A 12,609-nucleotide genomic window follows, 5' to 3' on the forward strand; every position below is an offset into this window, starting at 1 on the left:
GTATCCTCGATCCCCTCACAGTCCGCCACGATCAACAAGCGCGGATGCAGCACAGCCCTACTCCGTTCCGGACGAGAGTTCGAGGAGAACTCGAATAGATGACTCCAATGCGTAGTTCATCGAGCCGCCGTTCGGTTCGAACGCGGTGTGCTCGCCTGCGAAATGTATTCGGCCCTCCGATGTTCGGGTGTGCTCCATGAGTTCGCTGTGGCCCACCTCCGGCAGCACGTAGGCACCTCCGGCGAATGGCTCGTTGTCCCAGGCCACGGAGGCGCCGACCTCGAAGTTGTCGCGCGCCCCCGGCAGCATCGACTCCACTTCGCGCAGTGCGAAATTCACCCGCTCGTCCTCGCTCATGCTCGCCGCCGCCTGAGCGGGCCAGCCGGTGAGCCAGCATTCGAGGATCTTTCGGGGGCCCGGTTGCCGTGGGGTGGCGTCGCGGACTGTGCAGATCGGGGTATCCGTCGATAACATCAGGCGGTTTTCCGGCCAGAATTTATTGCGCATCTGCAGATATATGCGCAGGACCGATACGTATCTGAGTTGGCGAATAGCCGAATGCTTTGCCGCCGATAGCCGGGCCATCGACAGGTTGAGTCGCCGGACACTGCTGAACGGTGCGGTGACGATGACCCGGTCCGCGCTCAATGTCTGTAGCCGGTCGCGATCCAGGAAAGTGACCTGTGCTTCGTGGTCGGTCTGGCTGATGCGGACGACCGGCTTCCGGTAAAAGACACGGTCTTTGACCTTGTCCGCGAGTGCCCGGGCCAGCAGGTCGGTGCCGCCTTTCACCTTGTACCACTTGGCGTCCGCGGTGGAGAAGGAGCGGGGGCTCGACTCGTAGCGGGCCCACGCCATCGCCGAGGCGGATTCCAGTTCGCCGCCGCGCATTTCGAGGAACAGCGGCTCGATCAGGCCGATCGCGGCGGGAGACGCGCCTTGGTCCTCGAGCACCTGGCGCACCGAGATCTGGTCGAGTTCCAGGAGATTGGGCGTCGGGGTCCAGTCGAGTGCGGCGACCTCGGGGCCGATGTTCTCGTTGAACTTGGTGACGTATCTGGCGAACAGGTCGGTGACGGTGAGGTTCCGCTCGTCCTGGTGCAGCCCCAAGGTTTCGGCATGGTCGGCGACCTGGTCCGGTCGGATCCGAATACCGTTGCGGTAGTAGCTGAAATCGGTGTCGACGAGATCGCTCGCTTCGGTCTCCAGGCCCATGGCACCGAGATAGTGCATCGTGTAATGGCATTGTTCGGTCACCGTCATCGCGCCGGCTTCCGCATGCAGGCCGTCGGCGAAGGGGTGACGGTAGGTCCACGTCCGCCCGCCCGGGCGATCATTCGCTTCGAGAACGGTGACCTGCGTTCCCTGCTTTGCTAATTCGAATGCGGCCGCGAGTCCGGCGAGACCGGCGCCGACAATGATCGCGGAATCGATGTTGTTCCTCGACGGGAGCCCCCCGTCGAACGTATGTCGGACATCTTCTTGCGTAAGCCCCTGCACTGCATTCCCTCCGGTGAACTGCGCTTGATTTTCACCGGCTCATCCGTGGTATTCTGAACCGAAATCATTGATAAATCATCACGCTCACGGAAAATAGCTTCATCATTGATCTTCAACCAATGGTTGAATGAAACAATCGTATCAAGATGTGCTGAGCGCAGCAAACAAGTTTCAGTAGCTGGAATTTAACTCGGCCGGGGTGGTTGAGACCTCTCTGGACGGATGGTGTTTGCTTGTGTCGGTGTGACCGTTATCACACTATGGCTTCTGTTTGACTCGTAACTAATCGCAGGCGACTGCCGTCGGAGTGGTCTATTTATGCGCGGATGTGCCTCGTCAAATGTGGTACTGGACATGACATCTCGACTTTGCATGCCTGTTCGGCGGATCGTAGGCAAACCTACTGCAACCGCCGGAGTGTTATATCGGACCGAAGGGTCTGTCATTCTCCGCCGCAGATGCTCAGCGGCTGCGCGGGCGGGCCGTAGTGAACTCCTGTCGCCAATCCTGACAAGTCGTAAACGGCGTGCCCACATTTTCGATCGCGCGATAATTGACAAGTTTCGCCGCCAATACGGAACCCGCCGGACGACCCACAGAGCCCTCATGTGTCTCACGGGGAGCGGAATAGGGCACTAAACCGGGGGCGGATCCCAAGAGGGCGTGCGGATCTCGGTGTGGTTGGGCCGGGGTGTGGGCACGGGCGCTACGAGGTTGTCGACCACGGCGGTAGGGGCTCGCGGGCGGCCAGCCAATACTCCGGGACGCCTCGGATTTCGTCGCGTTGGCCGATTCCGGTGTGGGCCGCGACTATTCCGCCGACGATCGCGGCCGTGGTGTCCGCGTCGCCACCGGCCTCTATGCACGCGGTGATGGCGGACGGGTAGTCCGTGAGGAATGTCGCGGCTGCCCACAGGGTGAACGGCACCGTGTCCTGGGCGCTGACCGCCGCGCCGTTGCCGAGCTTGTACGCCGCTTCGGCTACCGGTCGGCCGAGTAGGTTTCGGGCTCGACGGATACCGTCGGCGGTACGGCCGTCGACCAGGTACGGCTCGACCGACTGTAGTAATCCGCTTGGCGTGCAACTGGTTTCGCGTGTCGCGGCGGCGTGGGCGGCCGCGACGGCGATCACCATGGCACCGACGATCGCTTCCGGATGTCGGTGGGTGACCTCGGCGGACAGCGCCGCCTCTGTTGCCGCTCGGTCCGGGTCGTCGGCGAAATACGCCCCGAGCGGGGCGACCCGCATCGCGGCGCCGTTGCCCCACGATCCGCCACCGCCGAATGCGGCGCCTGCCGCTTGGGCCCACGGGCGGCCATCGCGGATCTCGTGCAGCACAACGACTGTGCCTGCGCCGTAGCCGCGATAGGGTTCGCAGCGGTCGGCGAAGACGGCCGCGAGGGCGTCCTGGTCGATGTGGCCGCGGCCGCGGATTTCCGAGTAGACCGAACAGGCCATCTCGGTGTCGTCGGTCCACGGCCAGGGGGCGGCCGGCGGACGCCCGGCTAGCAGATCGGGGACGGACCGGCCGGGCACGAAGAACTGTGCACCCAGCGCATCGCCAACGGACAAACCATCGAGGCTGTCGGAAACGGGATCGGAAAGCAGCGGCATAAGTGCGGCAATCGTGCCAAACCGCAACCGGTTAGCGCAACCGCCGATTACACGATGCGCTGCTCCATGCCGGACGTCATGTGATCGACGATGCACTTCTCGAGGTGCGCGAGCCACTCGTAGCCCTGCGTAGTGCCTGAGATCCACGCCGCCGTCGCGCCGCTGAGCACGTCGCGCGGGTGCGGGGGTTCGGGATCGTCGGCCGGCACCGCCGGTTCCTCGCGACGATGTCTCCCGGCGGGCTCGGGCGCAACGGGCTGCTGGGTTTCCGCGGGCGGGCGGTCACTATTCGGGACCTCCGGTATCGCTTCCGGCTCGCCGACCGATGGCACGGAGAACGGTCCACTCGGCTCACCCACGGTGGTGAGGCCGCGACTCGCGGTCGGCTCGCTGCTCTGGGACCCCTCCCGGTCGGCAGCGATCAACGCGGTGATCAACGCGGCGGTCGACACCATTGCCAACCGCATCGGAACGTCGGGCTTTCGTGGTGCGCGGTGCTTACCCATCGGCTACTTTCCGTCGAATACCGTCGGGATTGAGAGTTTAAGACGCGCAACCAATTCGGGCCAGCAGTGTAAGTTTCACTTCACGGAAGTTAAGTCGCAAACGGACTTTCCACGTATAGCTTCCGTGGTTTCGTGGGCCTGTGCGATTATTCGGAATTCATCTCGATTCCTCGGGCGCGCAGGGTGTGAGATCAGCTACCCACGTCCGCCACCGACGGGATCATTCTGGCAATTTCGCGGACGATGAGATCGGGCTCGGTGACCGGAACGTAGTGGCTGGAGTTTTCGGCGACGACGTGGCGGCCGTGCGGCGACTGCGCGGCGCGGTAGGCGTGTGCGGAGATGGCTTCGGCGCGGATCGCTGCGTTCATGCCGTCCCCGGCACGGGCGCCCGAGATGACGGTTACCGGGACGGACCCGAGGTCGGGCGATCCGTCGCGCCACGTGGCCAGCTCATCGATGAAGGTGCGGGCCTGCTGCCGATGCGTCCGAATTACGCTGGGCTCGAACGCCTCTCGTGCCATATCGCGGCGAACGTCGGCAGGTACGTCGCGCATATGGTTACGAAACAACACCTCCAGCAAACCGAGTCGAGCAAGGGTGAGATTGACGGCGATCGCGCCGCGCTCCATACGGCGAAACATGCGACCGAACAGCACATCTGCGGCTTCATCGGCCGGGTCGACGAGCACGAGACCGCCGATCCGATCGAGGCGGCCCGCGGCCGCGAGGCGCACAATCGGACCGCCGGCACTATGGCCGACAAGAATGAACGGCCCAGGGCCGAAGTGATCGAGCACCTCATTCAAATCATCGGCCATGTGCCGCAACGTCCGATCCGCCACATCGGGTGCACTGCGCCCCAGTCCCGACCGGTCATACACAATCGCCCGCGCAAACCCCCCGACCTCCGGCTGCACCCGCGCCCACGACGACCGATCGGCCGCCGCCCCCGCCTCGAACACCACAGTCGGCCCCGCAATACCCCCCCTGCGGCCCACCCGCCACCATCGCGTGCAACCACCGCCCATCCCGAGTCCCCACCCACTCCGACACCCCCAGTGTGTGCACCGCACTACCAGCCACGATTCCCCCATTTCGCACTACACGGCGCGACCTTCGCGCTCCCCAACTAGCCACCGTGAATCCGATTGCCGCCGAATGAACTCCACGTCAACGGCGAGATCTGAAGGGTTACGTCGTCTTCACCAGCACACGTTAGTTCATGGCGGCGGGTGCGACCTGACTCCAATCGAAGACCAGCTCGCCCTTGGTGGCGATGATCGGTTAGGTCAGGCTACGACTGAGCGTTGGGGGACGCCGATGTATTCGCTCAGGGGGCGGATCAGGGCGTTGGATTCGCTTTGTTCAATTATGTGGGCGGTCCAGCCGGTGATTCGGCTCATTACGAAGATGGGGGTGAATACTTCGATGTCGAAGCCGAGTAGGTAGTAGGCGGGGCCGGTGGGGAAGTCCAGGTTGGGTTTGATGCCGGTTGCGTTGTTCATGGTTCGCTCGAGGATCTCGTATATCTGGACCCACTTGTGACCGCCGGTGGCCGTGGCGATGTCGATGAAGGACTTCTTCATCGTCGGCACCCGGGAGTCACCGTTCTTGTAGACGCGGTGCCCGAAGCCCATCACCTTGTCCTTCTTCGCGAGCTTGTCGCGCAGCCACTGCTCGGCGAAGGCGGGGTCGCCGATCGCGATCATGTCGTGCATGACCGCCTCGTTGGCGCCGCCGTGGAGCGGGCCCTTGAGCGCGCCGATGGCCGCGGTCACCGCGCTGTAGATGTCGGACCGGGTCGAGGTGACCACGCGGGCGGCGAAGGTCGAAGCGTTGAAACTGTGCTCGGCGTAGAGGATCAGCGATACTTCGAACGCCTGCACGAGTTCCGGGGACGGGATCTTGCCGAAGCACATGTTCAGGAAGTTCTCGGCGAACCCGAGGTGCGAGTGCGGGGCGATCGGGTCCTGACCGTGGCGGCGGCGGTGGTCGGCCGCGACGATGGTCGGCAGCACCGCCATCATCCGTAATGCCTTGGCGCGGTTGGCGGCTGGGCTGTTGTCGTCCTCGGCGGGATCCTCCGCGCCGAGATAGCTGATCGCGGTGCGCACGACATCCATCGGATGGCAGTTGTCGGGCATCTTCGTCACCAGCGACAGCAGCGACCGATCGGCGCGGCGGGTGGCCCGCTCCTGCAGGCAGAACCGTTCCAGCTGAGCGTCATTGGGCAGCTCGCCATGCCACAGCAGGTAGGCGACCTGCTCGAAGCCGCAGTGTTCGGCCAGATCCTGCACGGCGTAACCGCGATAGGTGAGCGAATTGGTTTCCGGCACCACCTTGGAGACGGCAGTGGTGTCCACGACGACACCGGCAAGACCTTTGTAGATAGTAGGTATGGCGGCTTGCGGCCCATCCGTCGTCCGGCCACCGGGATCGCGCAGCGATGCGGTATTCATTGGTCCCTTCCCAGGCTGAAATTGAAGACGTCGGAATCGAATTCGTTGTAGCGCTCGTACTGCAGCAGTTCGTAGAGCCTGCTTCGGGGTTGCATCCGATCGAGCAAACCCGCCTGGGTGCCCTCGGCGAAGATCTCGCGCAGACCGTTCTCGGCCGCCCACATCGCCAGGCGCAGAGTGGAAACCGGATAGATGACCGCGTTGTAACCGATCGACTCCAACGTCTTCGCCGACAGCAGCTCGGACTTGCCGAACTCGGTCATATTGGCCAGCAACGGAATCGAGACGGCGGCGCGGAACTTCGCGAAGTCGGCCTCGGTGTAGAGCGCTTCGGTGAAGATCAGGTCCGCACCGGCGTCGGCGTACGCCTTGGCGCGTTCGATGGCGGCGTCGATGCCCTCGATCCCGGCGGCGTCGGTGCGCGCGCAGATCACGAAATGCGGGTCCCGCCTTGCGGATACGGCCGCCCGCAGCCTGCGCACCATCTCCTGGGTCGGCACCACGGCCTTGCCGTCGAGGTGCCCGCAGCGTTTCGGGTTGACCTGGTCCTCGAAGTGACAGCCCGCGATCCCGGCGTCCTCGAGGACGGTCACGGTGCGCGCGGCGCTCATCGGCTCACCGAACCCGGTGTCGGCGTCGATGAGCACCGGCAGCTCGGTGACCCGCGCGATCTGCTGCCCGCGCTCGGAAACCTCGGTGAGCGTGGTGAGCCCGATATCAGGCAGCGCGAGATCGGCGGAGACCACCGCGCCGGAGACATAGACCCCCTCGAACCCGATCTCCTGAATCAGCTTGGCCACCAACGGGTTGAACGCACCGGGATACCGCTGAATCGAACCCGAGACCAGACCGGCCCGGAAAGCAACGCGCTTGTCGGCGGCCGAGGTCTCCGCGGCAATAAGGCCCGCCATCAGAACAGTCCGTTCGGCAGTTGCGGCGCCCGCGCGAGGACCTCGTCGGAGACCGTGAACGACAGCTGCGACAATTCCGCGGCACTGAGTTCGGCGGTGCGCTGCGCGACGTCGAGGAAGCGATCCTGCTCGGCGGGTGCGATGACGCCCTCGGCCAGCGTGCGGAACTTCGCGATGTACTGCTCGCGGGCGAACGGCCGCGCCCCGAGCGGATGCGCGTCGGCGATCGCGAGCTCGTCGACGATCACCTCGCCGCTCTTCAGGGTGACTTCGGCCCGTGCGCCGAACGCTTTTTCCGCGGGGTCGGTCGAGTGATAGCGCCGCGTCCACTCGGGATCCTCAGCCGTGGAGATCTTGCGCCACAGCTCAACGGTGTCGGGCCGCTGCGCCCGCTCCGGCGCGTAAGACCGTTCGTGGTGCCAGGTTCCGTCCTGCAGCGCGACCGCGAAGATGTACATCACCGAGTGGTCGAGGGTCTCGCGCGAGGCCGTCGGATCGAACTTCTGCGGGTCGCCGGAGCCGGTGCCGATGACGACGTGGGTGTGATGGCTGGTGTGCAGCACTATCGAAGCGATCTGGTCGAGATCGCCGATCTGCTCGCGCATCCGGCGGGCCAGGTCGATCGGCGCCTGGCTCTGATACTCGGCGGAATGTTCCTTGGTGTAGGAGTCCAGGATCGCGCGCTTCGGCTCGCCGGGGCCGGGCAGCGGCACCGAGTACTCGGCCTTCGGGCCGCCGAGCAGCCAGGCGATCACACCGTCCTCGCCCTCCCAGATCGGCGACGGCGCACCCTCGCCGCGCAGCGCCCGATCGACGGACTCGACGGCCATTTTGCCCGCGAAGGCCGGCGCGTAGGCCTTCCAACTGGAGATCTCGCCTTTGCGGGACTGCCTGGTCGCGGTCGTGGTGTGCAGTGCCTGTCCGACGGCCTGGTAGCTGGTTTCGGCGTCGAGGCCGAGCAGCGTCCCGATGCCCGCCGCGGCGGACGGGCCGAGGTGCGCGACATGGTCGATCTTGTGCTCGTGCAAGCAGATCGCGCGCACCAGGTCGATCTGGATTTCGTATCCGGTGGCCAGGCCGCGGATCAGGTCGCGTCCGGTGCGTCCGGCGTGCTGGGCGACGGCCAGGATCGGCGGGATGTTGTCGCCGGGGTGGGAGTACTCGGCGGCGAGAAAGGTGTCGTGGAAATCGAGTTCACGCACCGCGACGCCGTTGGCCCAGGCGGCCCACTCGGGGGAGTAGCTGCCGCCGACACCGAACACGGCCGCGCCCGGTTGGTAAGGGTGCGCCTGCGCTTGGGCGCGGGCATTGGCGACCGGGCGCCTGGTCAGCGACGCCGCCGCGACCGAGGCGTTGTCGATGATCCGGTTGATGATCATCTCCGTCGTCTCCGGCGCCACCTCGACCGGGTCGGTGGCGACCTCGGCGATGCGCCACGCGAGGTGTTCTTCGCGCGGAAACTGCTCGGCGGAGCGGTGCGTTCGAATGAGATGATTCTTCATATTTCGCACGCTACACATAACGGTCCACTGCGGAAATACCTCGCAAATGCCTATATTTGCGGAAGGGAATCAGCAACGTTGTAAAAGTTGTGTAAGACGCGAGTGCTAGATTTCGGGTTATGCAGAAGATGTATGCGGGCGGTCGGCTGCGCGCGCTGCGTGAACAACGAGGCCTGACCCAGACCGGGATGGCCACCACCCTCGGGCTGTCGGTCAGCTATGTCAATCAGCTGGAAAACGACCAGCGCCCACTGACCGTGCCGGTGCTGCTGCGACTCAACTCGACCTTCGATCTGGACATGCAGTTCTTCGCCGCCGACACCGACGCGCGGCTGCTCGCCGATCTGCAGGAGGTCTTCGCCGAGGACCCCGACGGCGTGGCCATCACGACCACCGAGATCGATGAACTCGTTTCCCGCATTCCCGCGGCGGCGCGAGTGCTGATCGGCATGCATCGTCGTTTACGCGGCGCTACCGAACAGCTCGAACGCGTCTCCGCCGGAATCGACACTCATGCCTCCGATACAGGCACCGGCATGCCTTACGAAGACGTCCGCGACTTCTTCTACGACCACCGCAACCACATCCCCGACCTGGACGCCGCCGCCGAAGAACTGTTCACTCGCCGCGGATTCACCCTCGGTGGCTTGGATCTACAGCTGACCAGGCTGCTGCGCGAGGAACATGACATCGCGGTCGTTATCCGCACCGATGACCCCGATCAGCCTGGCCCGAAACGCACTTTCGATCCCGCCACCCGAATCCTCACCCTGGCTCGACGGCTCTCGGCCGGGCAACGCGCGTTCCAGCTCGCGACCCAATTAGCGTTCCTTACTCAGGCCGACACCATCGACGCGGTTATCGCACAGGCGGATTCGCTCGCCCCGCAGTCGCGTGGCTTGCTCCGGGTCGGACTGGCCAACTACTTCGCCGGAGCATTGATCCTGCCATACACCGCGTTTCACGATGCCGCGGAGGCGCTGCGTTACGACATCGACTTGCTCTCAGCGAAATTCGAGGTCGGCTTCGAAACCGTCAGCCACCGGTTGTCCACCCTGCAACGTGCGGGCCGCCGCGGTGTGCCGTTCTTGTTCGTCCGCACCGACCGCGCCGGAAATATCTCGAAACGCCAGTCCGCCACCGCCTTCCACTTCTCCCGCGTAGGTGGCAGCTGCCCACTGTGGGTGGTGCACGAGGCCTTCGCGACGCCGGGCCGCATCCGGACCCAGATCGCCCAAATGCCGGACGGTCGCCGCTACCTGTGGCTGGCCCGCACCACCGACGAAAGCACCCCCGGCTACCTCTCACCCAAACGCGACTTCGCCATCGGCCTCGGCTGTGACCTCACCTACGCACCCAAACTCGTCTACTCCCACGGACTTCCGATCGACGACCCCGGCGCCGCCATCCCGATCGGCCCCGGCTGCAAAGTCTGCGAACGCCCCACCTGCGCCCAACGCGCCTTCCCCCAACTCGGCCGCCCCATCCGCGTCGACGAAAACAACGCCCTCAACATCCCATACACGCCGAGCGACCAACGCGGCTGACGGTCAGTGCGGAATGCGGCTGTGCGGGTGCGGCGCAGGTCGCTGAACGACAGATTCGCCAGATGCACCTTCTTGCCGAGCCCTTCGAGCGCCACGGCGAGCGGCAGGCCGCCATAGCCATCGAATCCGCCACCAGCCCCCGCTATCACCACCGTGGTGGCGTCCCGCAGACGGGTGAACAGGGGCGGTTCGACCAAGCGAAACAAGGACACCCAGCCATGATGGCCGCGCCGGCACCATCGTGCCAGCTACCGCAGGTGTTGACGGGCTTGGCGCCGGTGGGGTTGTTGGACATCTGATGGCCGCTTCGGTCTCTCTTGGATAAACATCGCCGAGGCATTGCTGAACCGGTCGCGACGAGTGGTTCCATGTGCGGATGAGCCAGCGCGGTGACCTGCGTGCGCGGTACTTTCCCTCCACCTACACGATCCTCGCCGGTGTCGCTGTGCTGGTGTGGCTCGCGGCGTTCGTCATTCCGCCGGGCGCTTACGACCTGGATGACAAGGGCCACCCGATCGCCGGGTCTTACCATCGAATCGAAGACGTCAAGAATTTCGGCGCGCGGCTGCGTGATCTTTTCCTCTCGCCGATCAACGGTCTCTATGGCATTCAGGACGCCAAGTCCGGTCAGGTGGGTCCCGACCTGTCCGGCCATCTGTATGGCGCGGCAGCGGTGTTCCTGTTCGTGCTGGCCGTCGGCGCGTTCATCACCGTCGCCTTCGCCACCGGCGCGCTCGACAGCGGCATCGGGCAGCTGGCCTATCGGCTGCGTAGCCGGTCGTCGCTGCTGATCGTCGGCGTCATGGTGGTTTTCGCGATCGCGGGTACGGTGGAGGGTTTCGCGGAGGAAACCCTCGGCTTCTACGCACTACTGGTGCCGTTGACGTTGGCGCTCGGCTACGACCGGATGACCGCGGTCGGCGCGATCATCTGCGGTGCCGGTATCGGCATGCTGTGCTCGACCGTCAACCCCTTCGCTACCGGCACCGCGTCCTCGGCCGCCGACGTCCCCATCGGCGACGGCATCATGCTTCGCATCGCCATGCTGGTGGTGCTCACCACGACCACCGTCGGCTACGTGCTCTGGTACGCGCGCCGGGTCAAGCGGGATCCCGGCAAGTCGTGGTCGGGCTGGCAGCCCGGCGACAGCGACGTGCGGGCCGATGACCACCGGACCGGCCCGATGACCCGCAGGCAAGCCGCGGTGCTCTGGCTGGTCGCGCTCACTTTCGCGTTCATGATCTTCGCGATCATTCCGTGGGCGGAGGTGATCGACGGCCCCGGCGCCGCGCGGTTCCGGTGGGAATTGGATTGGTACTTCCCGGAACTCACCGCACTGTTCCTGGTCGGCGCGGTGGCGATCGGGCTGGTCGGTGGACTGGGGGAGAACAAGATGTCCGAGGCGTTCGGTAAGGGCTTCGGCGATTTCGTGGGGGCGGGCATGGTGATCGTGCTGGCGCGCGGTGTCACCGTCGTCATGAACAACACCGAAATCACCAGCACCGCGCTGCATGCCCTGGAAGGCGTGGTGACCGGCACCTCCTCGGCGTTGTTCGCGGTCGCGGTGTTTCTGGTGAATGTTCCGCTCGGCTTCCTGATCCCGTCCAGCTCGGGCCATGCCACCCTCGTCATGCCGATCATGGCGCCGCTCGCCGATTTCGCGAATGTGCAACGCTCCCTGGTGGTTACCGCGTGGCAGTCGGCCTCCGGCTGGGCCAACCTGGTCACCCCGACCACGGCGGTGGTGACCGGCGGTATCGCCCTGGCGAAGGTGCGCTACGACCGCTACGTGCGCTTCGTCGCCCCGCTGATGGGCATCCTGTTCGTGCTGATCTGCGCGTTCCTCGCCTTCGGTGCTTGGGTCTGACACGCATGACCGCTACGCAGTGCGTCATCGGACTCCTGGTCTCGGGGGTCGTCATGGGCACCACATCGGTGTGCGGCGGTCCCGATCTCACCCCCGTGTTGCATGCCGTCCCAGCGGCGACCAGTCAGGTGGTGATCGTGCACGCGCCCACTGCCGCAACCACTTACGCGACGTTGGAGACATTCGAGAAGGTCGACGGCGACTGGCGGCGCGCGTTCCCGGCGATGGTCGCCAGGATCGGCGAAAACGGCTTCAGCGACCACCACCGGGAGTCGGAGCCGTCGACGCCGACCGGCATGTACGGTTTCGGTGACACCCTCTACGGCATCGAGCCGGATCCGGGCACCCACTATCCCTATCACGTTCTCGCCAAGGGTGATTGGTGGAACGCGAACCCATCGACCCCTGGCTACAACACCTTCCAGCACGGCGCCGATCCCGGCGGCGCGAGCGAGGCGCTATGGCGGGTCACCCCGCAATACGCCTACTTCGCCGTCATCACCTACAACGTGCCGGCCGTCCCCGGTGCAGGCAGCGCGATCTTCCTGCACGCCAACGGATCCGACGACACCTCCGGCTGTGTCAGCCTCGACCGCGCGGACTTATTGCTCGTCCTACGTTGGCTGGACCCGAAGCGTTCACCCCGCATCGTGCTCGGCCCCGACAACGAACTGACGTGAATCAGCGCACGGACTCCTG

At 65.1% G+C, this 12,609-nt stretch carries 11 protein-coding genes; 4 read left to right on the forward strand and 7 right to left on the reverse strand.

Annotation, left to right across the window (positions count from 1 at the left end):
- Positions 1-57 precede the first annotated feature (57 nt).
- From ACIA8C_RS20540 to prpD, 7 genes are all read right to left on the reverse strand, one after another.
- Positions 58-1,500 carry a flavin monoamine oxidase family protein gene (locus tag ACIA8C_RS20540; protein WP_397136885.1) on the reverse strand — a complete coding sequence of 481 codons (1,443 nt, stop codon included), beginning with the start codon at positions 1,498-1,500 and terminating at the stop codon, positions 58-60.
- 706 nt (positions 1,501-2,206) lie between these two features.
- Positions 2,207-3,073: an ADP-ribosylglycohydrolase family protein gene (locus ACIA8C_RS20545; RefSeq protein WP_397136887.1), complete on the reverse strand. Its 867-nt coding sequence runs from the start codon at positions 3,071-3,073 to the stop codon at positions 2,207-2,209.
- 89 nt (positions 3,074-3,162) lie between these two features.
- Complete coding sequence (locus tag ACIA8C_RS20550) at positions 3,163-3,621, reverse strand: hypothetical protein (RefSeq protein ID WP_397136889.1); 459 nt, start codon at positions 3,619-3,621, stop codon at positions 3,163-3,165.
- Between the two features lie 191 nt (positions 3,622-3,812).
- Positions 3,813-4,541, reverse strand: a complete 729-nt coding sequence (locus ACIA8C_RS20555) for an alpha/beta fold hydrolase (protein ID WP_397136891.1) — start codon at positions 4,539-4,541, stop codon at positions 3,813-3,815.
- A 372-nt stretch (positions 4,542-4,913) separates the two neighbouring features.
- Positions 4,914-6,083: a bifunctional 2-methylcitrate synthase/citrate synthase gene (locus tag ACIA8C_RS20560; RefSeq protein ID WP_397136893.1), complete on the reverse strand. Its 1,170-nt coding sequence runs from the start codon at positions 6,081-6,083 to the stop codon at positions 4,914-4,916.
- Positions 6,080-6,994, reverse strand: a complete 915-nt coding sequence (gene prpB, locus ACIA8C_RS20565; RefSeq protein WP_397136895.1) for a methylisocitrate lyase — start codon at positions 6,992-6,994, stop codon at positions 6,080-6,082. Before prpB ends, ACIA8C_RS20560 begins: the two co-directional genes overlap by 4 nt.
- The gene (gene prpD, locus ACIA8C_RS20570; RefSeq protein ID WP_397136897.1) at positions 6,994-8,496 is read right to left on the reverse strand and encodes a 2-methylcitrate dehydratase PrpD; all 1,503 of its coding nucleotides are present in this window, start codon (positions 8,494-8,496) and stop codon (positions 6,994-6,996) included. The genes prpB and prpD overlap by 1 nt, the downstream gene beginning before the upstream one ends.
- 119 nt (positions 8,497-8,615) lie before the next feature.
- On the opposite strand from prpD, the gene ACIA8C_RS20575 reads away from it, so the two are divergent.
- The 4 genes from ACIA8C_RS20575 (at position 8,616) to ACIA8C_RS20590 (ending at position 12,590) form a co-directional block, all read left to right on the forward strand.
- Positions 8,616-10,043, forward strand: a complete 1,428-nt coding sequence (locus ACIA8C_RS20575; RefSeq protein WP_397136899.1) for a short-chain fatty acyl-CoA regulator family protein — start codon at positions 8,616-8,618, stop codon at positions 10,041-10,043.
- A gap of 62 nt (positions 10,044-10,105) precedes the next feature.
- Positions 10,106-10,342: a hypothetical protein gene (locus tag ACIA8C_RS20580; RefSeq protein ID WP_397136901.1), complete on the forward strand. Its 237-nt coding sequence runs from the start codon at positions 10,106-10,108 to the stop codon at positions 10,340-10,342.
- Positions 10,343-10,419: 77 nt separating this feature from the next.
- Positions 10,420-11,910, forward strand: a complete 1,491-nt coding sequence (locus tag ACIA8C_RS20585) for a YfcC family protein (RefSeq protein ID WP_397136903.1) — start codon at positions 10,420-10,422, stop codon at positions 11,908-11,910.
- A gap of 5 nt (positions 11,911-11,915) precedes the next feature.
- On the forward strand, positions 11,916-12,590 hold the full coding sequence (locus tag ACIA8C_RS20590; protein ID WP_397136905.1) for a L,D-transpeptidase: 675 nt from the start codon (positions 11,916-11,918) through the stop codon (positions 12,588-12,590).
- Positions 12,591-12,609 lie beyond the last annotated feature (19 nt).

The organism is Nocardia sp. NPDC051321 (assembly GCF_044455225.1).
Classification (GTDB): Bacteria; Actinomycetota; Actinomycetes; order Mycobacteriales; family Mycobacteriaceae; genus Nocardia.